The organism is Aeromonas sp. 602200 (assembly GCF_049173895.1).
GTDB lineage: Bacteria > Pseudomonadota > Gammaproteobacteria > Enterobacterales > Aeromonadaceae > Aeromonas > Aeromonas veronii_A.
The window spans coordinates 33,599-58,449 of sequence record NZ_JAAKSL010000008.1 but is presented as its reverse complement, the minus strand read 5'-3'; the positions used below and the strand labels follow the sequence as shown (position 1 = coordinate 58,449).

The window sequence follows — 24,851 nt, the reverse complement described above, 5'->3', positions numbered from 1 at the left end:
CTTCCCGGCCTAGCGTCGGGCTGACAGCGGGTTTGCAACCCTTGGTGATAAGCGAACTTCACGATGCGGCCATCTCGCAGGTGGCTAATGAATGGGATAGATGGGGTGTGAGGGGCCGCGACCGCTATGGGTTGCAGGAACTTCACCCAGCCGGATTGGTGGATTGCAAAGATAAAAAAACCGATGCCTTGGCATCGGTTTTTTTATTACCGGTTTATCCGTATCACTCAGCCACGGCCGAGGCGGTTCTCCGGGTAGTTCTTGGCCAGCACTTCGCGGGCATGCTTGGCCAGCTGCGGCATCTTCAGGGCGTCGTAAGACTCGACCATGATCTCCAGTGCCTTCTCGGTTTCGGCTGTGTCGGGGTAGGTCTCGACAATCAGCTTGGCCCGGTTGGCGGCCGCGACCAGTGCATCACGCTTCACGTAATACTCGGCCACGCTCAGGTCATATCGGGCCAGACGATTCTTCAGGCCAATCATGCGAGCGCGGGCATCGGCGGCATAGACGCTGTTGGGGTAGTTTTGCAGCAGGGTCTTGAAATCCTGGAATGCCTGACGGGCATAAGCCGGGTCTTTATCGTCACGACCGATACCGAACAGGCTCTGGAAGAAGTTGTAATCCGCCGCCATGTTGGTCAGGCCGCGCATATAGAATACGTAATCGATATTTTTATGCGCCGGATTGAGGCGGATAAAACGGTCGATATTGGCGATCGCCTGAGCGGTATCATCCTGCTTGTAGTAGGCATAGATGAGGTCAAGCTGTACCTGGTTAGAGTAGGCGCCGAACGGGTAGCGAGAGTCCAAAGCCTCAAGTAATTCAGTGGCTTGCACGTAATTGCCAACGTCCAGTTTGAGGCGTGCTTTCTGGTACAGGGTCTCCGGCGGTTCGTCGGGTACCTTGGGTTTGGTGCTGGAACAGCCTGTGATCAAGGTAGCGACCAAGGCGAGCGACATCAGCAGGTGAGACTTCTTTCCCATCAACAACATCCGGTCCATTTCCACGAAATTGGCAAAGTATCCGTTATGCTTGGCTAAAAGAAAAGCTAGAATACCCGGATTATTTCGAATTGATACCCCCCGCTCAAGAGACCATACATGAGCCAGCATATTGAACTGACAGGCGAATTCCAGGATCACCAATTCGGGCAGCGACTCGACCAGGCCCTGGCCGAATTGTTTCCAGACTACTCCCGCACCCGCATCAAGGAGTGGATTTTACAGGACAGAGTGACCCTGGACGGTCAGGTTGCCAACACCCCGCGCGAGAAGATTTTGGCCGGGCAGCAGGTGCATGTGAATGTCGAGCTGGAAGATGATACTCGCTGGGATGCCCAGGATATCGAGCTCAACATCGTTTATGAAGATGAACACATTCTGGTGATCGACAAACCAGCCGGTCTGGTGGTTCACCCGGGCGCAGGCACGCCGGATGGCACCATCCTCAACGCCCTGCTGCACCGCTACCCCGGCATTGCCGAGGTACCCCGCGCCGGTATCGTGCATCGTCTGGATAAAGACACCACAGGTTTGATGGTGGTTGCCAAAACCGTACCCGCCCAGACCCATCTGGTGGAAGCGTTGCAGGCGCGCCAGATCACCCGTGAGTACGAAGCGATCGCCATCGGTCACATGACCGCAGGTGGTACGGTTGATGCGCCCATAGGCCGTCACCCGACCCAGCGTACCCATATGGCCGTGGTGCCCAATGGCCGCCCCTCTGTGACCCACTACCGGGTGCACGAGAAGTTCCGTGGCCACACCCGTCTGCGTCTGCGTCTGGAAACCGGCCGTACCCACCAGATCCGTGTCCACATGGCGCACATCAAACACCCGCTGGTGGGGGATCCCGCCTACGGTGGCCGTCTGCGCCCGCTGCGCAACGCGACCCCCGAGCTGACCGAGGCGCTGCGCAACTTCCATCGTCAGGCGCTGCACGCCACCATGCTGCAGCTGGCTCATCCCATCACGGGTGAAGTGATGCAGTGGCACTCCCCCACGCCGCAAGACATGGTGGCGCTGATGGAGGTGCTGCGTGCCGACACCCTCGCCAATCCGGATGAATTGGTCTGGAAATAGTGGCTTGATTGAGGCACTGCACTCCTGAATAGCCCTCGCCAACCTGGACGAGCTGGTCTGGAAAGGGTGATGAATCTGGCGGTATTGCGACAACTTCTGCCGTAACCCGCCGATACAGCGCGTAGCACACAGAACCTTGAAACGGGGCGTCTTGACTGGTTGCAGCCAAGCGCCCCGTTTCCATTTGAACGATAGAGCGTGAAGGAGTGAGCAATGAAATGGCTTGAACCCGACTGGCCGGCACCAGCGTGCGTCCGTGCCCTTTCGACCACCCGGGATGGCGGAGTAAGTGAAGGGGTCTTTACCGGCCTCAATCTGGGGGCCCACGTGGGTGACGAACCGGTGCGAGTCGAGGCCAATCGGGCCCGGCTGCAGCAGGCGGCTGCCATCCCGGGGCCCCTCAACTGGCTTAATCAGGTGCACGGCACCGTGGTTCATCAGGTCAGCAGCCATTATCAGCAGGCGCCGGATGCTGATGCTGCCTGCGCCCATGAGGCGGAGCAGGCCTGCATCGTGATGACTGCTGACTGTCTGCCGGTGTTGTTCTGCGATCGGGCCGGTACCGTAGTGGCTGCCGCCCACGCGGGCTGGCGTGGACTGAAAGAGGGCGTGCTGGAGGCGAGTATCGCTGCCATGGGTTGCGAGCCGGGTGAGATCCTGGCCTGGCTTGGCCCAGCCATCGGCCCCACAGCGTTTGAAGTGGGTGGCGAGGTGCGCGAAGCCTTTATGGCTGAGCAGGCTGAAGCAGAAGCGGCGTTCGTCCCTTCGTCCAACGATGGCAAATGGTTGGCGGATATCTACCAGCTGGCGCGGTTGCGCCTCGCCCGCGCCGGTGTCACCGCCGTCTATGGCGGCGAATACTGCACCTTCAGCGATAGCGAGCAGTTCTACTCTTATCGTCGCGACGGCCAGACCGGCCGTATGGCCTCCCTCATCTGGTTGGCCCGCTAAGCAATCACCCGCCAACTAATACCCCGTCTCTCTCAAGAACAGATCCGTATGAGAGAGGCGGGGATCCTGCCCTCTCCCCGCTTTGCAGAAAAAATAACCAGCCCATGCCCTTGAAATAGCCCGTACGGGCCTCATCTTTCATCTCAGAAAGTTATGTTGTTTGCCGCGCAAGCGGCGTCTGCCTGTTTGAAGGGGGAGTGCAATGCGCCTCGATCGCCTTACCAGCAAATTCCAGATTGCTATTTCCGATGCCCAGTCTCTTGCGCTGGGTCGTGACCACCAATTCATCGAACCCGTTCACCTGATGACCGCGTTGGTCAATCAGGATGGCGGCTCCATCCGTCCGTTGCTCACCCTGACCGGGATGGATATCAACGCCCTGCGCTCCCGTCTCGGTGAGGAGCTGGATCGCCTGCCGCGCGTCAGCGGCGTGGAAGGGGACGTGCAGCTCTCCAACGGCCTCGGCCGCCTGCTCAACGTCTGCGACAAACTGGCCCAGCAGCGCAAGGATCAGTTCATCTCCTCCGAACTGTTCGTGCTGGCTGCCCTCGACGACAAGGGAACGCTGGGCGAGCTGTTGCGCGCTCAGGGGCTGACCAAGGAAAAACTCGAAGCGGCCATCGACAAGGTGCGTGGCGGCAAGAAGGTGGAAGATGCCAACGCCGAGGAGAACCGTCAGGCGCTGGAGAAGTACACCATCGATCTGACCGAGCGGGCCGAACTCGGCAAGCTCGACCCGGTGATCGGCCGTGATGATGAGATCCGCCGTACCATTCAGGTGCTGCAACGCCGCACCAAGAACAACCCTGTGTTGATCGGTGCTCCCGGTGTCGGTAAAACCGCCATCGTCGAGGGGTTGGCCCAGCGCATCATCAACGGCGAAGTGCCGGAAGGGCTCAAAAACAAGCGGGTGCTGTCGCTGGACATGGGGGCGCTAGTAGCGGGGGCCAAGTATCGCGGTGAGTTTGAAGAGCGGCTCAAGGCCGTGCTGACCGATCTCGCCAAGGAGGAGGGCAACGTCATCCTCTTTATCGACGAGCTGCACACCATGGTCGGCGCCGGCAAGGGCGAAGGGGCAATGGACGCGGGCAACATGCTCAAACCTGCGCTGGCCCGTGGCGACCTGCACTGCGTCGGCGCCACCACCCTGGATGAGTACCGTCAGTACATCGAGAAGGATGCCGCGCTGGAGCGCCGTTTCCAGAAGGTGCTGGTGGAAGAGCCGAGCGTGGAGGACACCATCGCCATCCTGCGCGGCCTGAAAGAGCGTTACGAGCTGCACCACCATGTGCAGATCACCGACCCCGCGATTGTGGCGGCGGCCCAGCTGTCGCACCGCTACATTGCGGATCGTCAGTTGCCGGACAAGGCCATCGACCTTATCGACGAGGCGGCAGCCAGCATCCGGTTGCAGATCGACTCCAAGCCGGAGGCGCTCGATCGTCTCGAGCGGCGCATCATCCAGCTCAAGCTGGAGCAGCAGGCGCTGATGAAGGAGGACGATGACGCCAGCCGCAAGCGTCTGGAGCTGATCAATCAGGAGATTGGCGAGAAGGATCGGGAATACAACGAGCTGGACGAGGTATGGAAGGCCGAGAAGGCCGCCCTCGCCGGCACCCAGCATATCAAGGCTGCGCTGGAGCAGGCCCGTCAGGATCTCGATGTGGCGCGCCGGGCAGGCGACCTGGGTCGGATGTCCGAGCTGCAATATGGCCGCATTCCGGAGCTGGAGAAACAGCTGGATCTCGCCACTCAGGCCGAGATGCAGGAGACCAGTCTGCTGCGCAACCGCGTCACCGACGTGGAGATTGCAGACGTCTTGGCCCGCTGGACCGGTATTCCGGTCGCCCGCATGTTGGAAGGGGAGCGCGACAAGCTGCTGCGGATGGAAGATCAGCTGCACAGCCGGGTGATTGGTCAGGAGGAGGCGGTCGATGCGGTCTCCAACGCCATTCGTCGCTCTCGTGCCGGTCTCTCCGATCCGAATCGCCCCATCGGCTCCTTCCTGTTCCTGGGGCCCACCGGGGTGGGCAAGACCGAGCTGTGCAAGGCGCTGGCGGAGTTCCTGTTCGATACCCAGGATGCCATGGTGCGGATCGATATGTCCGAGTTTATGGAGAAACACAGCGTGGCCCGTCTGGTGGGGGCGCCTCCCGGATACGTGGGTTATGAAGAGGGTGGTTATCTGACCGAGGCGGTGCGCCGTCGTCCCTACTCGGTGATCCTGCTGGACGAGGTGGAGAAGGCGCATCCGGATGTGTTCAACATCCTGTTGCAGGTGCTCGATGATGGCCGTCTGACAGATGGTCAGGGTCGGACCGTCGATTTCCGTAACTCGGTGGTGATCATGACCTCCAACCTCGGGTCGGATCTGATTCAGGAGCACCACTCAGAGAAGGATTACGACGAGATGAAGGCCATGCTGATGGATGTGCTGACCCGCAGTTTCCGGCCGGAATTTATCAACCGGATCGACGAGACCGTGGTGTTCCATCCGCTTGGCGAGGATCACATCAAGTCCATCGCCCGGATCCAGCTCAAGAGCCTGATGGGCCGACTGGAGGCTCAGGGTTACGAGGTGGAGGTGAGCGAAGCGCTGCTCGAGAAGCTGGTGCATGCCGGGTTCGACCCCGTCTACGGGGCGCGGCCTCTCAAACGGGCGATCCAGCAGAAGGTTGAGAACCCGCTGGCGCAGGCCCTGCTCTCCGGCCGCATCGTGCCGGGCAAAAAACTGGTGCTGGGGGCCGACAGCAACGGCCTCACCATGACCCAGTAACGGGATTGTCGATGAAAAACGCAGGCCTTGTGCCTGCGTTTTGTTTTCAGGGGAAGCGAGATGCTGAAGTTTTCCGTGCTGGTGGATGACGACGTTCATCTGCCAGGCTGTCTGCCCGAGCGAGGGTTGGCGCTGCTGCTGGAGTGTGACGGCCTCAGGGTGCTGTTTGATAGCGGCCGTGGCCGGGCGCTGTGCCACAACGCCGCCGTGATGGGGATCGATCTCGCCTCGCTCACCCATGTGGTGCTCTCCCACGGTCATTATGACCATGTGGGCGGGGTCGGCTCGCTGCCCGTCTATCCAAGACCCATCCCGCTCATCGCCTGTCCGGACGTGTTTTGCGAGCGGGGCTACTTCCTGTCGCTGCCCTTCTGGCGACGCAACCTCTATCGCCTGTCGGGGGCGCTGGCTCGGGAGTCGCTGCCGGCCAGAGGTTTGCTCCCCCATTGCTCGGCCGAGCCGGTGTGGCTTTCGGATCGTCTGGTGTTTCTCGGTAGCATCATGCGGCGTGACCGGGCTGCACCTTCCTTGCTTGGTTACATAGTGCGGGGCGGACGGGTAGAGAAAGATCCGATCAGCGACGACTCGGCGCTGGCCTACAAGAGTGAGCAGGGACTCATCGTCTTTATCGGCTGCGGCCACGCCGGGGTCGAGAACATCATCGAGCGGGCCAAGGAGGTGTGTGGCGACGAGCGGATCCACGCCGTCATCGGCGGCCTGCACCTGAAGTTTTCCGGCCCAGAGCGGGCGGAGGTGCTCGGTGCCTATCTGCAGGAAGAGGCGGTGGAGCGGTTGTTTGCCTGTCACTGCACCGGCAGCAGAAAGGCGGAGTTGCCGCACCAGTGCCAGATCGGGGCCGGTTTTGAGCACAGTTTTTCGGCGTAAAAAAAACGGCAATCCGAAGATTGCCGGGAGGAATGTAGTGACGCGACCTTGCGTGGGTTGAGCGGGTCGCAGGGGCAAGCCCCCGATTGCGAAGCGCGGCCACTGCTGGCCTCGCCTCTTACAGCCTGCCGGGGATGCGCTCGCTCAACCCCGACGGCCACCTGCCTGTTGCCATGCCGGCGGCGATGACGCCGGCATGGCTTTCATTCGTTACAGCATGCCTTGCACGGCGGCTTTCATCTCGGCCGGCCAGACGCCGACCTGGACTTGGCCGATGTGCTCTTTTTGCAGCAGCAGCATGGCCAGACGGGATTGGCCGATGCCGCCGCCGATGGTCTGCGGCATCCGTGCGGCCAGCAGATCCTGATGCCAGTCGTACTGCAGGCGATCCTCGTCGCCTGTGATGGCCAGCTGGCGGCGCAGCGCCTCGGCATCGACCCGGATCCCCATGGAGGAGATCTCGAAGCTGTCTTGCAGCACCGGGTTCCACACCAGGATGTCACCGTTCAGACCCGCCAGACCCAGCTCGCTGTGGCTGCTCCAGTCGTCGTAGTCCGGGGCGCGCACATCGTGGCGCTCACCGTGGGAGAGGGCACCGCCGATGCCGATCAGGAACACGGCCCCCAGCTCTTTGGCGATGGCGCGCTCGCGCCCCTTGGCATCGAGGTCCGGGTAACGGGCCAGCAGCTCTTCGCTGTGCAGGAACTGGATCTCGGCTGGCAGGAAGGGGGTCAGCTCATGTTCGGCGCAGACTGCGCGCTCGGTGGCCTTGATGGCGGCCCAGATGCCGCGCACGGTTTCCTGCAGATAGGCCAGATCGCGGCGCTCGCTCGGCATCACCTTCTCCCAGTCCCACTGATCCACGTAGACGGAGTGGATGGGGGTGAGCTTGTCTTCATCCGGACGCAGTGCCTTCATGTGGGTGTAGATCCCTTCGCCCGGGCCGAAACCGAAGCGACCCAGGGTCTGGCGCTTCCATTTGGCCAGTGAATGGACCACTTCGTAGCGGTGCTCCGGCAGGGTCTTCACTTTGACCTGCACTGCATTCTCGTGGCCAGAGAGGTTGTCCTGAGTACCATCACCGACCCGGCTCAGAATGGGGGCTTGCACCTCCATCAGACCCAGTTGCTGGGCGAGTTGGCGGGAGAACATCTCTTTGACGAAGCTGATCTGCTGTTGGCTGCGAATGTAGTGCTGTTTCATGCTGAATTCCTGTTTCAAACCCCGTTGGATGTGGTGATTCTTCAACGGAATGCCAACCAAATTCAATATTCGATAATATAAATAGGTTTTGTGTGTTTTTTTCTTCAAAATAAGCCGGTTTTTAATGAGGTATCGTCAACGGGAGTGCAAAAAAATGCCGGAAAATTACCGGATCGATAATCTCGATCAGGCCATCCTCACCGCTCTGATGGAGAATGCGCGGATCCCTTACGCTGAACTTGCGAAACAACTGGCGGTCAGCCCGGGCACCATCCATGTGCGGGTGGAGAAGATGAAACAGGCGGGGATCATCGAGGGGACACGGGTGCAGGTTAACCCCAAGAAGCTGGGTTACGACGTCTGCTGCTTTATCGGGATCAATCTGAAGAGTGCCAAGGATTATCCCTCGGCACTGGCCAAGCTGCAGGCGCTGGACGAGGTAGTGGAGGCTTACTACACCACCGGCCACTACAGCATCTTCATGAAGGTGATGACCCGCTCCATCGACGAGCTGCAGATAGTGCTGATCAACAAGATCCAGACCATCGACGAGATCCAGTCCACTGAAACCCTGATCTCGCTGCAAAACCCTATCCTGCGGGATGTGAAGCCTTGAGGTGGGTTGTATAAGGGGTAGGGCGTAGAGATCCATCTCCCGTGCGAAACCCTGACCCCTTGATCAGGGTTCGATATAGGGGATGGCGTACTTGTCGTAGAGGGCCTTGAGGCTGCCGTTGCGCTTCATGCGCAGCAGTTCGGCATCGTAGGCGGCCATCAGGGCTGGGGTCTGTGCATCCGCTCGTGCGCGGGCCCAGGTGTTGAAGTAGGGGCTGCTCTTGAGCGGTTTGGGCAGGTAATCGACCTTGCCCGTCAGCCCCTCCTCCTTGATCTGGGTGAAGGCGGTGACCAGCGGCATGGGCACGGTATCGATGCGTCCGGCCAGCAGTTTGCGCAGTTGCAGCTGGTTCATGGTGATCTCCTGAAACTGATAGGCCGGGTCGGTCATGGCCGCTGCCAGTTCAGGGGTGTAGGAGAAATCCTTAGTTACCCCGATGCGCCAGGGTTTGAGATCGGCCAGCGTTTCGTAGCGGATCTTCATCAGGTCCGCCTTACGCACGAAGAAGTGCCAGCTGTGGCGAAGATGGGCCTGTTGGGGATAGATGAGATAACTCTCCCGCTCCGCCTTGTAGGAGTGGGTCATCACCAGGTCGCAGGCGCCGGTTTCGGCATTACGGGTGAGGCGGGCGCCGGAGTCGGCCAGCTCGATCCGAAAGGGCGTCTCCAGCTTGTCGAAGATGGCGGTGACGATGTCGATATCGAGTCCGCGGGGTTTCTGATCGGCATCGAGAAACTTGAGCGGGGGCTCCATGGTGCCGCAGATCACCAGCTCTTTGGCGGGCAATCCGAGTGGAAACAGCAACCAAAACAGGGGGATCACACGCAAACTACGTCTCCTGAGCCCGTTTGAAGATATTCCAAGACCTGATTCCAGTATATTGGATGGCACCTGATCCGTTAGAAGCGACTGTTTATGGCAAATCCTGAAATCGAGAGCCCGCTGGACGGGATCGACAAGTTGACCGTCTCGCTCTACCGCCTTGGCTTGAGTGCGGCTGCCCTGTTGCTGCTTTGCCGCGGTGCGGCGCTGCTGAGCGGGATGGCACTGCTTCCGTCGGCACAATGGTTGATGTCGCTGGCAGTGGCAAGCGCAATCTGCGGCTTCTCGCTGCATATCTACGACAAGCGGATTCGCCTGATTCTGCAGGGATTTGGTTGGGGCGCGCTGGCCCTGGCTGCGGTAGGAGCGCCGGATGCGCTGGTGCTGGGAGCGGCCTTGGCGACCCTCTCCGGGCTGGCGTTCAAGGAGCAGTTTTGCTTCTCGATTCCCGGCATCAAACTGGTGCCCATTTTGCTGCCGGCGTTATGGCTGCTGGAGTGGTTGCGGGTGGAGTGGGCCGCCGCATTGGTGGCGCTGGTATGCGGGGCCCTGTTGACCTTGCTGGCGCTGGCCAAGTGGCGGATGCCCCTGCACTTCGATATCGGTGACAAGGGGCGTTACCAGATCTAGGTCTGCTGGCACACCTTCATCTGCTGGTTGAGGGCCTGCATCACCTGACGGCGGCTGATGATGCCGATCACCTTGCCCTGTTGCAGCACCGGGTAGATCTTGGGCTTGGCATCGGCCATCTGGCGAGCCAGATCCAGAATGCTCTCATCCGGCCCGACCGAGAGGGGCGAGCGGTTTATCAGATCCTCCACCCTGGTGCGGGTATCGCAGTGGTAGCTGCCGGTGAGCAGGCTGGGAATGCAGTCTTGTTCGGAAAGAAAGCCGATAAGCCGTTTTTGCTCATCCAGCACCGGCAGGCCGCCAAGACCCGATTGATGCAGGCGATCCAGCGCCTCGGCCAGGCCGAGTCCGGCAGTGAGGGAGTGGGTCAGGCGACCCATGTGGTGGTGTACTTTCAGCATGGTGGTGACTCCGCAAGAGGGGGATGCCGCCACTATGACGCGGGTGGGTGGCCCGCGACCAATGGCTTGTGCCGCAGAGATTGATAGGCACCGGCCATCGGCGGTGATCCGCTGGCAGGCGGGCTTCGTTCATGCAAGACCATGAAAGGGAAAGGAGATCATATGCGTGCATTGGTAACGGGCTGTGGCCGTCGACTCGGATTTTATCTCTGTGAACAGCTGGTGGCAGCGGGTTGGCAGGTGACGGGCAGCTATCGCAGCGAGCGGCCGGAGCTGGCCACGCTGGCGGCATTGGGGGTCGAACTGGTGCAGGCGGATTTTGGCCGGGAAGAGGACGTTGGCAAGCTGATCGATGTGCTGGCTGCCCATCAGGATCTGGCGCTGGTGATCCACAACGCCTCTGCTTTCGAACCTCAGGCAACTGATCCGGCGGCGCAACTGGCCCAGTTCGAGCAGTTCTACCGGGTACACATGGCGGCCCCCTTCCAGCTTAACCGGGCGCTGGCCCCTCAGCTTGCCAGCAACCCCAACGCCAGCATCATTCACATCACCGATATCTATATCCATGCCCCGGCCCCCCGTTTTGCCAGCTATGTGGCCACCAAGGCGGGAGCCCATTCGCTGGCCATGAGCTTTGCCCGCGAGCTGGCGCCCACGGTTCGGGTCAACACCATAGAGCCAGGGCCGATCCTGTTTCTCGATGAACATGACGAGAGCTGGCGCCAGCAGGTGTTGGCGAAAACGCCGCTGGCGCGGGAGGGGGGACTGGAGCCCATCTGGCAGGCGGTGCAGCTACTGGTGGGGAACAGTTATATGACGGGTGCCAGCATCAAGGTAGATGGCGGGCGTGCTCTGGCCAACCTCTGAGGGGTTGCCGAGCACCAGCGGCCCCAGCCCGACCTGCCGGGTCAGCAAGCCCTTGCCGGGTTTGAGCTTGCCCGACTGGGCGGGGAGCGTCACTTGCAGCGCCACCTTGGGGTCATGCACCTCGCCATGGCCGTAGAGCTCTGCCAGCAGCTCCGCCAGATAGGAATCGACCTCTGCCGAGGCAAAGTCACCGCTCCTGTTGCTGGCCAGAATATCGATGTCGAGTGGCCGGTCGTGCACCTTGCAGAGCGGATCGCTGCGATCACGGCCGTGAGCCACCTCGAGGGCGACAAAGTGCTGCTTGAGGCGGGCGGCATCGAGCGGGCTCTCCACCACCAGCAGGCAGTTGAGAAAGTCGTGGCTGGAGTGCATTCCCACCGGCTTGGTGAGGATCACCGAACTCAGCCGAAGGGGACCGACGTTCTCAAACAGCTCGGCCAGCGCGCGGCTGACATGGATATGCGGGTCAATATTGGAACCAATGCTACACAGATAGAACATGCTCACCTTCCCGGGGTTGGGCTCATCTGAAATGTATACGCAGCTCACGGTTATCGGATTAACTATGGCTTAACATTGTCTTATCTATTGTGATCCGGCACTGATTGGCAGAAAGGAGGTTTGCATGAGTGTGGAGCTGAAATGGGCGCTGTTGACCGCTTCGGGTGCGCTGGCGCTGATCATGATTATCTGTCTGGCCTCTGTCGCGTTGGCGTGAATCACCACAATCCAGATAATCCAAACCGGCCTGTTGGCCGGTTTTGTTTTTCTGGGCGGTGCAGCTATGCTGGCGCACCGGTGAGAACGCAAGAGAAGAGATGATGACCAAGGTTCGCCCACGCTCCCTGCTGCAGGTGGTATTGATGGGATTCGTGCTGGTATTGATGCCGCTGGGCGGCATGATCTGGCACAACAGCACCTCCCTTGCCCACCTCAGCCAACTCACCAGCGACGAGATGGAGCGGGCGGTCAAGGATACCCGCCGCGCCACCCTGCTGACGGCGCAGGCCATCGATATCGAACGCACCTTGCGCCGCTTCGCGGTGCTGGGTGATCGCCGCAGCCTCACCAGCTACCAGCAGCAACTCGACGGGTATCGGGTGTTGCTGGCAGAACATCGCAGCTCTATCTCCGACGGTCAGCTCTACAGGGGGCTCGATCAGGGGCTGGCCTGGCTCGACAGCTTGCAGGATGCCGCGCTGGCCCAGGCTGCGGTGGCGGGGGACAAGCTAGAGCTGTTTAACGATGCCAACAAGCAGCTTGAGATGGTCACCCGCAGCCGGGTTGACGAACACATGGAGCGGGTGCGACTCACCATCGCCGGACTGACCAGGGAGCTCTGGTGGGTGAGCGGCGCTGTAGCGGCGCTCAGCCTGCTGATGGTCTTTATCTTCACCTACCTGATCATCCACCCGGTACGACAGATTGAGTCGCGCATCTTGAGCCTAGGGGCGGGGGTCGAGCCGGATCCAAGGCCGGTAGATGGCCCCGCCGAGCTGGTGTTGCTGGGGGAGCGGATCCTCTGGCTTTACGACAAGCTCAAGGAGCTGGAGCAGCAAAAGTACCAGTTTCTGCGTCATGTTTCCCACGAGCTCAAGACCCCGCTAGCGGTGCTGCGGGAGGGGGCGGATCTGCTCTGCGAGCAGCTGGTCGGGCCGTTGACGCCGGATCAGCTGGAGATCTGCCAGATGCTGGACGAGAGCAGTCGGCGTTTGCAGACCCTGATCGAGCGGCTGCTCGACTTCAACCGGCTCAGTCAGCAGGAGGCCTTCGAACTGGAGCCCGTCCCCCTGCTGCCCATGCTGTCAGAACTCACCATCGAGTACCGGTTGGCATTGGAGTCCAAGCAGATCCGTGTACACTTGCCGACCGGGCCGGTTACCCTGTGGGCGGAGCCCTACCGGTTGAGACTGATCCTCGATAACCTCTTCTCCAACGCAGTCAGTTACGGCGCCAGCGGGGGCAATATCTGGATCAGGGCAGGGCAGGATGAACAGACAAGCTGGCTGGAGGTAGCCAACGAGGGGCCAGAGATCCCCGCTGCCGATCAGCAACGTATTTTTGAACCCTTCGAACAGGGCAGTACAGTGCGGCAAGGTGTATTGAAAGGCTCTGGTATGGGCCTCTCTATCGCCCGTGAGTCTGCCCATAGCCTCGGAGGTGAGTTGGTTCTGGTAAGAGATGAACAGGCAGATGTCTGCTTCAGGTTGACGTTGAAAAGAGAACTATGAAGATACAGCGCGTATTTCCAGCCCTGATGATGGGGTTGCTCGCGGGTTGCGGCCTGCTGCCACAGCACGAGCAGCAGAACTCCTCCGATATCGCTTTTGCCAAGCGGATGGAGTTTGCCAACAAGGAGATGCAGGTACGTCTGCAATACTCCGACTGGTTGCTGGCCAGCCATCCCCAGCAGCGTGTGCAGGAGCGTCAACGCCTGAAAGGGGCGGGAGATCTTGAGAGCCGGGTCAGTCTGGCGATGGTGGATTCCCACCCGGCCGAATCGGTGGCCAATCGTACTGCCGGGCTGGTGCGCCTGAAGCAGATGCTGCCCGAGCTGGGTCTTGATGCACAGGCTTTTTTGCGCAGCTGGATCGCCCTCGGCGAACAGCTGCTGGCTCGCGACAGCCGACGCGATGATCAGAGTCAGGAGATCCAGCGGTTGCGTCGCCAGATCGAACAGCTGACCGCCATCGATGACCAGCTCAACCAGCGCAAGCTCAACGAGCATCGTGAGGTAATACCATGAGCCGGATCTTGCTGGTGGATGATGACGTCAGCCTGCTCAAACTGATGAGCATGCGGCTGCGCAGTCAGGGTTATGAGGTGGATACTGCCGACAGTGCGGAGGGAGCCCTCGACCGGCTGCGCCAGCAGCGGGCCGATCTGGTGCTGAGCGATCTGCGGATGGGGGGCATGGACGGTCTGGCGCTGTTCGAGCGGATCCAGGCCCAGTGGCTGGGGCTGCCGGTGATCATCATGACCGCCCACGGCACCATCCCGGATGCCATTCAGGCGACCCGCTCCGGCGTCTTCAGCTTTTTGACCAAGCCCATTGACAAGGATGAGCTGCTGGCCACCATAGAGCATGCTCTCAGCCTGACCCGGCCGAAACAGCAGCAGGAGTGGCAGTCACTGATCCTGACCCGCAATCCCCAGTTGGAACAGTTACTGATCCAGGCTCACAGCATCGCCACCATGGAGGTGCCGGTACTGATCATGGGGCCGTCAGGCTCCGGCAAGGGGGCGATGGCGCAGGCGCTGCACCAGGCCAGCCAGCGCCGCGACAAGCCGCTCCATACCATCAACTGCGCCGCCATTCCCTGGGCTTCCCTCGATCTGCAACTGTTTGGTGAAGATGGTCAGTCCGGGCTGTTCGAGCAGGCCAAGGGGGCGACCCTGTTTCTCGACGAAATTGGCAGCCTGTCGGAATCCTTGCAGGCCAAGCTGCTGCAGGTGATGGAGGAGTATGGCCAGGGCACGCCGGAGGTGCGTGTGCTCAGCTCCAGCCATCAGGATCTGGTCAAGGCGATGGAGGAGGGACGCTTTCGGGAAGATCTCTTCTATCGTCTCAACGTCGCCAATATCACCTTACCGTCTCTCAGTGCCCGCAGTGAAGACATTCCGCTGCTGGCCAGACAGGCGCTGGATGATTATCGCTGCCGCCACAGCGACTGCGCCGCCATGGGCTTCTCGCCGGAGGCGCTGGCGATGTTGGCCGCAGCTGCCTGGCCCGGTAACGTGCGTCAGCTCTGCAATCTGGTGGAGCAACTCGCCAGCCTCTGTTGCAGCCCGGTGATCGGGGTCTCCATGGTGGAGTCCGCCCTGAGCGGCGGCGGTGGTGGCATCCCTTCCTTCAATGAGGCTCGTGCCGAATTCGAGAAGGAATATCTGATCCGTTTGCTGCGCACTACCGAGGGCAACGTGACTCTGGCGGCCAACCTGGCGGGTAGAAACCGCACCGATTTTTACAAGTTATTGAATCGGCACGGTATCGAAGCAGCAAACTTCAAATCGAAGGGATAAATCAGGCGGGATCAACCACCGCCGGAGCGGCATCGGCTTTTTGAGTTTTATGGGAGAGCCAGAGGCCGCTCGCCTTCATCAGGTAACCGAACAAGGCGCCAATGATGAGGGAGGGCAGGATCAGCCGCCACTCGCCAGCCGCCCCGAAGGTGGCACAGCAACCGGCAAAGGTGCCGGGAATGTAGCCGAGCCACTGCTGCTTGGCCTGTACGCACATCAGGGTGGCGACCACCCCCGTCATCACATAACCCGCCACACCCGCTCCCCACAGACTGTCGCCATGGATCAGCAGCAGTGCCCACAGCATGCCGCTGGTGTTGCAGAAGATGGTCTGCAGCAGCGCCTTGTAGCCGCCGCTTGACGCGAAATAGCTGGTGCAGCCGAGAAAGCCGACCCAGGAGATAAGGCCGAACGCGACGGCAACCCAGCCCCAGACGGCGGAGAGAATTCCAGTAGTGATGGCGATGGCGATCAGTGGGCTCATGGGGCGACTCTTCAGTTGGCTTCGCAAAATGGGCAGCCTACCCCCGGCAATCGGGGCGGCAAGCGGGGGCAGAATTGTGTGTGATCTTCATCACCCTTTTCAACTCAGGAATACGCTTGCGCTCGCGAAAAAAATTCATTGGTGACCGGCCTGACAGTCGGCCATAGTTAGAGGCCCTGTCCTGCTCATGGAGTGAGTCTGATGGCGCCAAATGTGATCGTTCCCCTGCTGGTGTTCGTAGTCCTGTTTCTGGTCGGCACCATGGCCAAGGCACTGCCCCTGCACCACATGATGTAAATTTGTGTGAAATAAAAATCTGCCGGGGCGGGTCTTATCCGTAGTGCCTCACTCAGCCCCGGGAGTTTTTCATGTTGATCAAGCGTCGTACCGCCCACCCCCTCACCGAACAGGATGTCACCCCGGAAGCTGTTTATCAGGACCGCCGCCTTATTCTCAAGGGGCTGGGTCTGGGCGCGGCCACCCTGGCGTTTCCCACTCAGGCCGGAGTGCTCGACCTGCTGCGCGGCAAAGAGGATGCTCCCCTGTTAGCCACCAGGCCGCTCAACAGCAAGCCTGCCGAGCGCCCGGCCAATATGGTGCTGACACCGGAAGAGAAGGCAACCAGTTACAACAACTTCTATGAGCTCGGCACCGACAAGTCCGACCCGGCTCGCAACGGCCATTACCTCAAGCCCGAACCCTGGACCCTCAAGGTGGAGGGGGAGGTGGCCAAGCCCTTTACCCTCGATGTGTGGGACCTCATCAACAAGAGCGAGTTGGAGGAGCGGATCTACCGACTGCGCTGTGTCGAAGCCTGGTCCATGGTACTGCCCTGGAACGGCATCTCGCTGGCGGAGATTATCCGCCGTGCCGAGCCCACCAGTCGCGCCAAGTTTGTTGCCTTCGAAACCCTGTTTGATCCGAAACAGCTGCCGGGGCAGGCCTCCAGGTTGGGGGGCGGCATCGAGTATCCCTACGTCGAAGGGCTGCGTATCGACGAGGCGATGCACCCTCTCTCTTTCCTTGCGATGGGGCTCTACGGCAAGACCCTGCCCGCCCAGAATGGCGCGCCGATCCGCTTGGTAGTGCCGTGGAAGTACGGCTTCAAGAGCATCAAGAGCATCGTCTCGATCCGGCTGGTGGAGGAGATGCCGCCGACCACCTGGAATCTGCTGGCTCCCAACGAATATGGCTTCTACGCCAACGTCAATCCGCAGGTGGATCATCCGCGCTGGAGTCAGGCCAGCGAGCGCTTTGTCGGCGAGGGCGGGGTGTTTGGCGCCAAGCGTCAGCCGACCCTGATGTTCAACGGCTATGGTGACGAAGTCGCCTCGCTCTATCAGGGGATGGATCTGCGCCAATGGTACTGAGATTGAAACCGGCCCATATCAACGGCTTGCGGGCACTGGTGCATCTGGGCGCTCTCGGCTTCCTGCTCTGGCTGTGGTTTGCCATTCCGGCAGGTCTGCTGGGGGGCGATCCGGTGCCAGAGCTTATCCACTACCTCGGCAAGGGGGCGCTCAACCTGCTGCTGCTCACCCTGCTGGTGTCGCCGCTGGCCAAGCGCTGGCGGCAGGGGCAGCTCATCAAGCTGCGCCGCCCCCTCGGGCTCTGGTGTTTTGCCTGGGCGCTGCTCCACTTCATGGCGTGGCTGGGGCTGGATCTGCAGTTTGACTGGGGGCTGATTGGCGGCGAGCTGATCAAGCGCAGCTACATAGTGGTGGGGATGGTGGCATTGCTGCTGCTGGCCGCCCTCAGCATCACTTCGCTGCCCGCATTGCAGCGCCGCATGGGCGCCGCATGGCAGAAGCTGCACAACTGGGTCTATGCCATCGCCCTGCTGGTGCCGGTGCACTACTGGTGGTCGCTCAAGAGCGGTTGGGGGGAGCCCCTCGTCTACCTGCTGCTGGCCTGCGCCCTGCTCTGGCCGAGACGGGAGAAGCTGCTGCGCCCCATGCGGGGACGCTGGAATGCAAAAGAGGCCTAATCGGCCTCTTGTTGTTTGATCTCGCCGGTGTAGGCATCGACGATGAGATATACCGTCTGATCCTGGCGATTGAGGGTTTTGACCTCGAATTTGTCCCCTTCCAGCTCCACTTCCCGAATGTCGTGATACCCTTGCGCCAGCAGGAGTTTGACCAGCCCGGCCATATCGAGACGGCTCTGTGCCGCCCAGCTTGTGGCGCTCAACAGGCAAAGGATCAGCAGGAAACTGCGCGGGATCATATTCATTCCGGATTCATGGCTGGCAGACTATAAACGCCATTATGTTAGGTTTTTGGAGATGAATCATCCATGAATAGAGCGCTCCCTCTGCTCGGGTTATTGCTGCCGGTGCTGGCACAGGCGGTCACGCCTGATGAAGCCCAGCTGCAGCAAGCTGTCCATGAGGGACGGGTTCGGCCCTTCCATGAAATGATGGAGGTGGCGGCCAGGTTGCCGGTACGGGTGTTGCGGGTGGATCTGGGAGAAGAGGATGGTATCTGGCTCTATGAACTGCGCGTCATCGATCGGGAAAACAGCGTGATCAAGGTAGCCTATCGGGCCGACAACCTTGAGCTGGTGTGGGCCAAGGGCCACCACCTGGAGCGTCTGTTCGAACCGCCTGTCTCTCCGATCGAGGATGATGAATAACCCCAGAGTGGAAATCTGTTCATGCGAATTCTGATTGTTGAAGATGAAAAAATCCTGGCCGGCCAGCTGGCTGAGCAGTTGCGCCTCTCCGGCTTTGTCACCGACCTCTGCCATGATGGCAACGAGGCCGGTTTTCTCGGCGAGACCGAACCCTACGATGCCATCATTCTCGACCTCGGCCTGCCTGGACGCGATGGCCTGAGCGTGTTGAAGGAGTGGCGCAGCAAGGGGATCGATACGCCGGTGCTGGTGCTGACCGCCCGTGGCCAACTGCACGAGAAGATTGAGGGGCTAAACGCCGGTGCCGATGACTACCTCACCAAGCCGTTCCAGGTGGCCGAGTTGGTGGCGCGGGTCCATGCGCTGGTGCGACGGGCTGCCGGCAATGCCAGCTCCGTTCTGGAGATTGGCGGGGTGCGGCTCGATATGGCGGCCTCCCAGGTGTGGTACGAAGGGACCCCCATCAAGCTGACCGCCCACGAGTTCCGGGTGCTGGGTTATCTGATGCAGCACAGGGGCAAGGTGGTATCGCGCAGCGAGCTGATCGACCACATCTATGCCCAGGATTTCGATCGTGACTCCAACACCGTTGAGGTGTTCATCGGCCGGATCCGCAAGAAGACCCATCCAGACTTGATTGAGACAGTGCGTGGTCTCGGATACCGGATCAACGAATGAGGTTGGTCCGAACCCTTCGGGGGCGGCTGCTTGCCATTGCGCTGGTGTGGTGCGGGCTGTTTCTGTTCGCTACCGGCTTCAGCCTGCAGACCATGATGCGCAACTACTGGCAGGAGGCAGAGGCTGACGGCTTGCGCCTGCAACTCTACGATCTGCTCTCCCGGTTGGAGGTGGAGAAGAGTGGTCTGCCTGTGGTGATCGAACCGATGGCCGATCCCCGTTTCAGCCAACCTTACTCCGGCTACTACTGGCAGCTGGAACTGGGGGAAAATGTGGTGGGCCGCTCCCGCTCCCTGTGGGACACCCATCTGGTGAGCCATGGCCTCAAGTCTGCCTTTGGCGATCCTGACCTCTTTTTTGGCAAGGGACCCAACAAGGAGCCGCTGCTGATCATGACCCGTACCGTGCTGTTGCCCGGTTCGGATCGGGTCTTTACCCTGGTGATGGCCAAGGACAGCAGCACCCTGATCCAGACCCTGAAGAAAACCCGCATCAGCCTGTTCCTCGGTCTCGGTTTTGCCGCCGCCGGTCTGGTGCTCGGCTTCATGTTCCAGATCGTCTACGGTTTGCGGCCGCTGCACCTGCTACGCCGTGAACTGGGGCGGGTTCACGAGGGTCATCAGGAGGGATTTCGGCTGCGCTATCCGCTGGAGATCCAGCCGCTGGTGGAGGATATCAACCGGCTGCTGCACCACTACGGCGAGCTGCTGCAGCGGGCCCGTGCCCACACCGGCAATCTTGCTCACGCCCTCAAGACGCCGCTCAGCATCATGCGCAATCAGGTGGCACAGTTGCCGCCGGAGGATCAGGCTGCCATCGGCGAGCAGCTCGACCAGATCCAGCGCCATATCGATTACCACCTCGGCAAGGCGCGGGTGACCGGCGCCGCCAAGATCCTCGGGGTCTCGACCCCGGTGCGGGCGCGGGTGGAGTATATCTGCCGCGCCTTCTCCCGCCTCTATCCGGGCAAAACGGTGGATCTGCAGGTGCCCGCCAATCTGGCGGTCGGGGTGGAAGAGCAGGATTTCGATGAGATGGTGGGCAACCTGCTGGAGAACGCCTTCAAGTGGTCTGCCAGCGAGCTGCGCATCTCCAGCGCCGAGCTGGGAGGCTGGATCACCTTGCGTATCGAGGATGACGGTCCCGGCATGAGCGAGGATCAGATTGCCAAGGCGGTGCTGCGCGGGGTGCGGCTCGACGAGAAGGTACCGGGCTCGGGCCTGGGCCTCAATATCGTCTCCGATCTGGCGGAAGCCTATCGGGGAAGTTTCATCATGGGCCGCGCCGAACTGGGCGGTCTGGCCGCCTCCCTCTCGTTGCCCAAGGTGGCAAGAGTCGAGAGCTAGGCATAACATATGGCATTTGTTTTAGCCTGAGGAAGAGAAGCATGACCGACGATCCGTGGGCACTGTGTCACCTTGACGATTCGTTTGATGCCTCTGTGCTGGGGGTCAAGGGCGCCCAGATCCAGTGGTTTGAAGACAGGGATGGCCTCATCGCGTTCCTTCTGGAAGATTTTGTCGACCTGCTGGCCGATGTGGGCGAGCTGGACGAGGAGCAGACCGAGCAGGCGCGCGAGCGCTTCACCCTGCTGGTGGAGCAGAGCTTCGACGATCGCACCCTGATGGATGCCATCAACGATCTCGCCTCCGGCCTGCGTCGCATCGCCTGGTTGGGGCCGCTCTCGGAGCTGGCCGAGATCAGCGACGAGTTTGCCTCCGGCCTGCGCCGCTATTTCTGGAGCCAGTACGACGGGGATGAAGATGACCCGGACGCTTGGGTGCCGGAAGAGCTGTGGCCGCAACTGGTGGAGTGCGCGCAGGAGTATATGGAGGAGGGGGAGTTCTAAACCCATCCCCATGCCTGCGCTTTGGCAGACGGATAAAGAAACGGCGCCTTGATGGCGCCGTTTTTATTGGGTGGCAATCGCCTTAGCCGTTGGCCGGTACCGCGTGGGCGGTGTTGGCCAGCACAGGGCCTGTGTACTTCTCGATCTGCAGTTGGGCCATGTGGCCGCAGTTGCCTTGCGCCAGACTGGACGAGCCTTCGTCGAAGGTGAGGCAGTTGACGTTGCCGTTTTTGCAGATGCTGCCCGCTTCGCCCGGCTTGGCCGGGTCGTACCAGGCCCCTTCGCAGATCCGCACCACCCCTTGGCGCACATCCTCGGAGAGCAGGGCGCCCACCAAAATCTGGCCCCGTTCGTTGAAGGCGCGCACCAGATCCCCTTGGGCGATGCCACGAGCCTTGGCATCCAGCGGATGGATCATGATCGCCTCGCGGTCAGCGATGGCGAACTTGTCCCGCAGCGGGGTGTTGTCGAGCTGGGAGTGCAGCCGCTGGGTCGGGTGGGAGGTGTTGAGCGACAGCGGATAGCGCGCCGCCACCTCGCTCTTCACCCACTCCTTGGGCTCATACCACTTGGGATGGCCGGCACAGTCGGCGTAACCCATCCCCGCCACCGTGTTGGAGAAGATCTCGATCTTGCCGGACGGAGTGCCGAGCGGGTTGAGCAGCGGATTCTCGCGAAAATCGGCGTGACGGATCCACTGGCGGTTGGCCTCGGGGATCGGGAAGCGGATGTAGTTGTTGGACTCCCAGAACATATTGAACGGCGGCAGCGCCACGCGGGCGCCGCGGGCCTGCGCTGCCATGCCGTCGTACATCTGTTTGAGCCACAGCATCTCGTCCTTCCCTTCTGTGTACTGCTCCTGCACGCCCAGCTTGGCGGCGATGGCGCTGAAGATGTCGAAGTCGTTGCGGGCTTCAAACTGGGGCGGCACGCACTGATGCATCGGGAACACATAGCGCTGGGAGTAGTCGCCGCCCATCTCCAGATCGTTGCGCTCGTAGCTGGTGGTGACCGGCAGCACGATATCGGCGTGCTTGGCAGTCGCCGTCCAGTAGGGCTCGTGGACGATCACGGTTTGCGGTTTGCGCCACGCCTGCAGCAGGTTGTTGGTGTCCTGATGGTGGTGGAAGGGGTTGCCGCCCGCCACGTAGACCAGCTTGATGTCCGGATAGGTCACCTTGCGGCCGTTGAAGTCGATGGTCTTGCCCGGGTTGGCGAGACAGTCAGCGATGCGGGCCACCGGGATCGGGGCCGGGCTGTTCTTCGGTGCGTTACCGGCGGAGATACCGGCCAGAATGCCGCCCTTGGCGGTGGGGCTGCCACCGGAGGAGTAGTGGTAGCTGAAGCCGTAGCCGCCGCCCGGCAGGCCGATCTGGCCCAGCATGGAGGCCAGAGTGACCAGCATCCAGTTCGGCTGTTCGCCGTGCTGCTGACGCTGCATGCCCCAACCGGCCATGATCATGGTGCGCTTGGCGGCCATGTCGAGGGCCAGCTGGCGGATCACCTTGGCATCGACACCGCAGACAGTGCTCGCCCATTCGGCGCTCTTCGGTTGGCCGTCATCCTTGCCGAGCAGATAGTCCAGAAACTTGTCGAAGCCGACGGTGTAGCGATCTAGGAAAGCCTGATCGTGCTTCTTCTCGCTGTAGAGGGTGTGAGCCACACCCAGCATCATGGCCACGTCGGTGTAGGCGTTCGGCGCAATCCACTCGGCACCGACCAGCTTGGCGGTCTCGTTGTAGATGGGATCGATGCTGATGACGCGGGTGCCTTTCTCCTTCAGCGCCATGAAACCGGCCTGACCTTCGTGATCCGGCATGTTCCAGCTGTTCTTCAGGGTCACTTGAGCGTTGACCCCCCACAGCACCACCAGTTCGGCGTTCTCCACCACGTTGGGCCAGGCGGTCTGCTGCTCGTACACCTCGATGGAGCCCATCACATGGGACATGATCACCTGAGCCGCACCGGTGGAATAGTCACCGGCATAACCGGTGAAGCCACCGGAGAGGTTCATCAGGCGGTGCAGCAGGGTGCGGCTGTTGTGGAACATGCCGACACTCTTCCAGCCGTAGGATCCTGCGTGGATCGCCTGCGGGCCGAAGTCACTCTGCACGCGCTGGATCTCGCCGGCCACCAGTTCGATCGCCTTGTCCCAGCTCACTCGCACCCACTCGTCGGCGCCGCGCAGCTCGGGTTTGGCTCCCGGGCCATGCTCCAGCCAGCTCTTGCGTACCATGGGGTATTTGATGCGGTTCTTGGCGTGCACCTGGAACGGCGCCATGTCGATGAGATCGTTCGGCGCCGGATCATCGGCCACCGGCTGGACGCGCACCATGCGGCCATCTTCGACGATCGCCTCGAAAGCACCCCAGTGGGCGCCGGTCAGAATGCCCTTCTGGGCTGGCACCAGGGTCGAGAACTGACTCAATGCGGTGCTGATGGCTTGCGCCAGCGCACTCTTGGGAAAAATGCCGCCGAGCAGGGGCAGGGCTGCGCAGGCGCCGAGCCCCTTGAGCAGGTTGCGGCGGGACAGATTGGTCTTCTTGTCATTGAAAAAAGTCATAACGGTTTTCCTCTGTGCCAGCCTTAGTGGGCCGCGCTCATGTCACTGGCGTGTTTCTGGACATACTGGGTCAACATGCGAGCCTGCTCCGGGGTCAGGGAGGTACGAGATTCCATCCCCTTGATGACGCCGATCCACTGGTTGGCATTGAAGTGATCCAGCGCGGTGAGGCCGTGGCAGCCGGTACAGTTGTTGGACATCAGGGTGGAGGCGTATTGCCACAGCTTGCCCTGATCGCCGATGAGCTGGCTCTGGTCGACCCAGGCGGTCAGCTTGACCTGATGCCAGGTGAGGTTGGTGGCGCTGTCGGTTTCGCTCTGGCCGGTGACCAGTGCTTTCTTGGCGGCATCGCCGACCAGTACGCTGAGGATCCGTTTGCCCGGTGCGGCGTAGAACACTTCGCTCACACCATCCTGTTGCCAGCCTTCGATCTGCACCTTGGCGCGGCCGTTTTCGTTGGCCAGCACTTCCACCCTAGTGGAGGGCATCAGGGTGCCTTCGTCGGTCTTGGCGGCGGCATCGAGGAACAGCGGGGTGGTAGCGATGGCGTAACGGGTGGTGACGTTGGCCGGGGTCTGGGCCGCAGCCTGCGCCAGCTCGCTGGCACCGGCGGCAGCCAGGCCGCTCATGTCAGGCATGATGTGGGCGACACCGCGGTGGCAGTCGATACAGGTCTGACCCTCCTTGATGGCGACCGGGTGCTCGGCGCGGGCATTGGGGCGCTGGGCCAGAATGTCCATCGCCTCGTAGCTGTGGCAGCTGCGGCAGGTGGCGGAGTCGTTGGCTTTCAGCTCGTCCCAGACGGACTGAGCCATCCGCAGCTTGTGGGCTTCATACTTTTCCGGGGTATCCAGCGTGCCGATCGCCTCGTGATAGATATCCTTCACGGCGCGGATCTTGGTCCACAGGTAGGAGGTGGGGTCGCCCGGGATGTGGCAGTCGGCGCACTCGGCGCGGATCCCCTTGGTGTTCTGGAAGTGGACACTGCCCTGATACTCGGCGAGCGGAGTCTGCATGGAGTGGCAGGAGACGCAGAATTCGGTGGAGCTGGTCTTGTGCAGCACTGTCACGGTGACACCCAGTGCCGCGACACCCAGCAGGGCCCCGAGCAGCAGGAGCCAGAACCAGGTTTTTCTTATCAGTTTTCCAATCATGGCGGCGTTTTCCTACGGTCAATAATTACCTACATAGTACTAGTCCAATAGTAGTAGTAATGATAGGGATAAGGCGTTGACCTTCATCATGGTTTATATTTTTGATTGTTGTCACATCTTGTCTTTTGTTTTGTTATTGATTTAATTATCGAATTAAATTCATTCTTTTTCTGTTTTATCTATTTGTGCACTTTCCGCGACAGCTGTTAGCCCCCTCGCAAAACCCCACAAGAT

26 protein-coding genes are annotated in these 24,851 nt (G+C 60.9%); 17 read left to right on the top strand and 9 right to left on the bottom strand.

The window, feature by feature from the left end; genetic code table 11:
• Positions 1–227 precede the first annotated feature (227 nt).
• Positions 228–983: an outer membrane protein assembly factor BamD gene (locus tag G5221_RS11410; protein WP_005339769.1), complete on the bottom strand. Its 756-nt coding sequence runs from the start codon at positions 981–983 to the stop codon at positions 228–230.
• A gap of 117 nt (positions 984–1,100) precedes the next feature.
• Here G5221_RS11410 and rluD point away from each other — a divergent pair, with 117 nt between their 5' ends.
• From rluD to G5221_RS11390, 4 genes are all read left to right on the top strand, one after another.
• Positions 1,101–2,081 (top strand): 23S rRNA pseudouridine(1911/1915/1917) synthase RluD, encoded by a 981-nt coding sequence (gene rluD, locus G5221_RS11405; RefSeq protein WP_227341786.1) that lies wholly within the window; start codon positions 1,101–1,103, stop codon positions 2,079–2,081.
• Between the two features lie 213 nt (positions 2,082–2,294).
• A complete protein-coding gene (gene pgeF / locus G5221_RS11400) occupies positions 2,295–3,032 on the top strand; it encodes a peptidoglycan editing factor PgeF (RefSeq protein ID WP_421206357.1) in 738 nt (245 codons plus the stop codon).
• A 202-nt stretch (positions 3,033–3,234) separates the two neighbouring features.
• On the top strand, positions 3,235–5,808 hold the full coding sequence (gene clpB, locus G5221_RS11395; protein WP_371154380.1) for an ATP-dependent chaperone ClpB: 2,574 nt from the start codon (positions 3,235–3,237) through the stop codon (positions 5,806–5,808).
• A 60-nt stretch (positions 5,809–5,868) separates the two neighbouring features.
• Positions 5,869–6,693 (top strand): MBL fold metallo-hydrolase, encoded by an 825-nt coding sequence (locus G5221_RS11390; RefSeq protein ID WP_216952250.1) that lies wholly within the window; start codon positions 5,869–5,871, stop codon positions 6,691–6,693.
• A gap of 210 nt (positions 6,694–6,903) precedes the next feature.
• Here G5221_RS11390 and asnA read toward each other — a convergent pair whose 3' ends face one another.
• Positions 6,904–7,896 carry an aspartate--ammonia ligase gene (gene asnA / locus G5221_RS11385; protein ID WP_421263259.1) on the bottom strand — a complete coding sequence of 331 codons (993 nt, stop codon included), beginning with the start codon at positions 7,894–7,896 and terminating at the stop codon, positions 6,904–6,906.
• A 154-nt stretch (positions 7,897–8,050) separates the two neighbouring features.
• Between asnA and asnC the strand changes: the two genes are divergently transcribed.
• Complete coding sequence (gene asnC / locus G5221_RS11380) at positions 8,051–8,512, top strand: transcriptional regulator AsnC (RefSeq protein WP_005339783.1); 462 nt, start codon at positions 8,051–8,053, stop codon at positions 8,510–8,512.
• A gap of 63 nt (positions 8,513–8,575) precedes the next feature.
• Here the strand turns inward: asnC and G5221_RS11375 are convergent, their stop codons facing one another.
• Positions 8,576–9,340, bottom strand: coding sequence for a substrate-binding periplasmic protein (locus tag G5221_RS11375; protein ID WP_139741276.1), 765 nt, complete (start codon positions 9,338–9,340; stop codon positions 8,576–8,578).
• 87 nt (positions 9,341–9,427) lie between these two features.
• On the opposite strand from G5221_RS11375, the gene G5221_RS11370 reads away from it, so the two are divergent.
• Positions 9,428–9,964, top strand: a complete 537-nt coding sequence (locus tag G5221_RS11370; RefSeq protein WP_213388076.1) for a DUF2301 domain-containing membrane protein — start codon at positions 9,428–9,430, stop codon at positions 9,962–9,964.
• On the opposite strand, the gene G5221_RS11365 is transcribed toward G5221_RS11370, so the two are convergent.
• Complete coding sequence (locus tag G5221_RS11365) at positions 9,961–10,365, bottom strand: CBS domain-containing protein (protein ID WP_421263258.1); 405 nt, start codon at positions 10,363–10,365, stop codon at positions 9,961–9,963. The two genes, G5221_RS11370 and G5221_RS11365, sit on opposite strands and share 4 nt — an antisense overlap.
• Positions 10,366–10,527: 162 nt before the next feature.
• On the opposite strand from G5221_RS11365, the gene G5221_RS11360 reads away from it, so the two are divergent.
• The gene (locus G5221_RS11360) at positions 10,528–11,232 is read left to right on the top strand and encodes an SDR family oxidoreductase (protein WP_421231100.1); all 705 of its coding nucleotides are present in this window, start codon (positions 10,528–10,530) and stop codon (positions 11,230–11,232) included.
• On the opposite strand, the gene G5221_RS11355 is transcribed toward G5221_RS11360, so the two are convergent.
• Entirely contained in the window at positions 11,158–11,733 is a 576-nt protein-coding gene (locus tag G5221_RS11355; RefSeq protein ID WP_421263257.1) for a 2-amino-4-hydroxy-6-hydroxymethyldihydropteridine diphosphokinase, read from the bottom strand. The genes G5221_RS11360 and G5221_RS11355 overlap by 75 nt on opposite strands.
• Positions 11,734–11,857: 124 nt before the next feature.
• Between G5221_RS11355 and G5221_RS11350 the strand changes: the two genes are divergently transcribed.
• The 4 genes from G5221_RS11350 (at position 11,858) to G5221_RS11335 (ending at position 15,255) form a co-directional block, all read left to right on the top strand.
• Entirely contained in the window at positions 11,858–11,950 is a 93-nt protein-coding gene (locus tag G5221_RS11350; protein ID WP_216952243.1) for a YnhF family membrane protein, read from the top strand.
• A 103-nt stretch (positions 11,951–12,053) separates the two neighbouring features.
• Entirely contained in the window at positions 12,054–13,463 is a 1,410-nt protein-coding gene (locus tag G5221_RS11345; RefSeq protein ID WP_421263293.1) for a sensor histidine kinase, read from the top strand.
• Positions 13,460–13,978: a hypothetical protein gene (locus G5221_RS11340; protein WP_421263256.1), complete on the top strand. Its 519-nt coding sequence runs from the start codon at positions 13,460–13,462 to the stop codon at positions 13,976–13,978. The genes G5221_RS11345 and G5221_RS11340 overlap by 4 nt, the downstream gene beginning before the upstream one ends.
• Positions 13,975–15,255: a sigma 54-interacting transcriptional regulator gene (locus tag G5221_RS11335; RefSeq protein ID WP_216952241.1), complete on the top strand. Its 1,281-nt coding sequence runs from the start codon at positions 13,975–13,977 to the stop codon at positions 15,253–15,255. Before G5221_RS11340 ends, G5221_RS11335 begins: the two co-directional genes overlap by 4 nt.
• A gap of 1 nt (position 15,256) precedes the next feature.
• On the opposite strand, the gene G5221_RS11330 is transcribed toward G5221_RS11335, so the two are convergent.
• Positions 15,257–15,739 carry a DUF1097 domain-containing protein gene (locus G5221_RS11330; protein WP_201937441.1) on the bottom strand — a complete coding sequence of 161 codons (483 nt, stop codon included), beginning with the start codon at positions 15,737–15,739 and terminating at the stop codon, positions 15,257–15,259.
• 368 nt (positions 15,740–16,107) lie between these two features.
• Here G5221_RS11330 and msrP point away from each other — a divergent pair, with 368 nt between their 5' ends.
• Together msrP and msrQ are read left to right on the top strand one after the other, a co-directional pair.
• Complete coding sequence (gene msrP, locus G5221_RS11325) at positions 16,108–17,109, top strand: protein-methionine-sulfoxide reductase catalytic subunit MsrP (RefSeq protein ID WP_227341795.1); 1,002 nt, start codon at positions 16,108–16,110, stop codon at positions 17,107–17,109.
• Entirely contained in the window at positions 17,100–17,726 is a 627-nt protein-coding gene (msrQ, locus tag G5221_RS11320; RefSeq protein WP_421263255.1) for a protein-methionine-sulfoxide reductase heme-binding subunit MsrQ, read from the top strand. The genes msrP and msrQ overlap by 10 nt, the downstream gene beginning before the upstream one ends.
• On the opposite strand, the gene G5221_RS11315 is transcribed toward msrQ, so the two are convergent.
• Positions 17,723–17,971, bottom strand: coding sequence for a PepSY domain-containing protein (locus G5221_RS11315; protein WP_041234022.1), 249 nt, complete (start codon positions 17,969–17,971; stop codon positions 17,723–17,725). The genes msrQ and G5221_RS11315 overlap by 4 nt on opposite strands.
• Before the next feature lie 63 nt (positions 17,972–18,034).
• On the opposite strand from G5221_RS11315, the gene G5221_RS11310 reads away from it, so the two are divergent.
• From G5221_RS11310 to G5221_RS11295, 4 genes are read left to right on the top strand one after another with little or no spacing between them, the layout of a single operon-like run.
• The gene (locus tag G5221_RS11310) at positions 18,035–18,373 is read left to right on the top strand and encodes a PepSY domain-containing protein (RefSeq protein WP_139741269.1); all 339 of its coding nucleotides are present in this window, start codon (positions 18,035–18,037) and stop codon (positions 18,371–18,373) included.
• Between the two features lie 21 nt (positions 18,374–18,394).
• Entirely contained in the window at positions 18,395–19,051 is a 657-nt protein-coding gene (locus tag G5221_RS11305) for a response regulator transcription factor (protein WP_005341873.1), read from the top strand.
• Positions 19,048–20,397, top strand: a complete 1,350-nt coding sequence (locus G5221_RS11300; RefSeq protein WP_236347911.1) for a sensor histidine kinase — start codon at positions 19,048–19,050, stop codon at positions 20,395–20,397. Before G5221_RS11305 ends, G5221_RS11300 begins: the two co-directional genes overlap by 4 nt.
• A gap of 41 nt (positions 20,398–20,438) precedes the next feature.
• Positions 20,439–20,900 (top strand): hypothetical protein, encoded by a 462-nt coding sequence (locus G5221_RS11295; protein ID WP_005339830.1) that lies wholly within the window; start codon positions 20,439–20,441, stop codon positions 20,898–20,900.
• A gap of 82 nt (positions 20,901–20,982) precedes the next feature.
• Here G5221_RS11295 and torA read toward each other — a convergent pair whose 3' ends face one another.
• Together torA and G5221_RS11285 are read right to left on the bottom strand one after the other, a co-directional pair.
• Positions 20,983–23,463: a trimethylamine-N-oxide reductase TorA gene (torA, locus tag G5221_RS11290; RefSeq protein ID WP_421263254.1), complete on the bottom strand. Its 2,481-nt coding sequence runs from the start codon at positions 23,461–23,463 to the stop codon at positions 20,983–20,985.
• Between the two features lie 23 nt (positions 23,464–23,486).
• On the bottom strand, positions 23,487–24,617 hold the full coding sequence (locus G5221_RS11285; RefSeq protein WP_042012259.1) for a NapC/NirT family cytochrome c: 1,131 nt from the start codon (positions 24,615–24,617) through the stop codon (positions 23,487–23,489).
• Positions 24,618–24,851 lie beyond the last annotated feature (234 nt).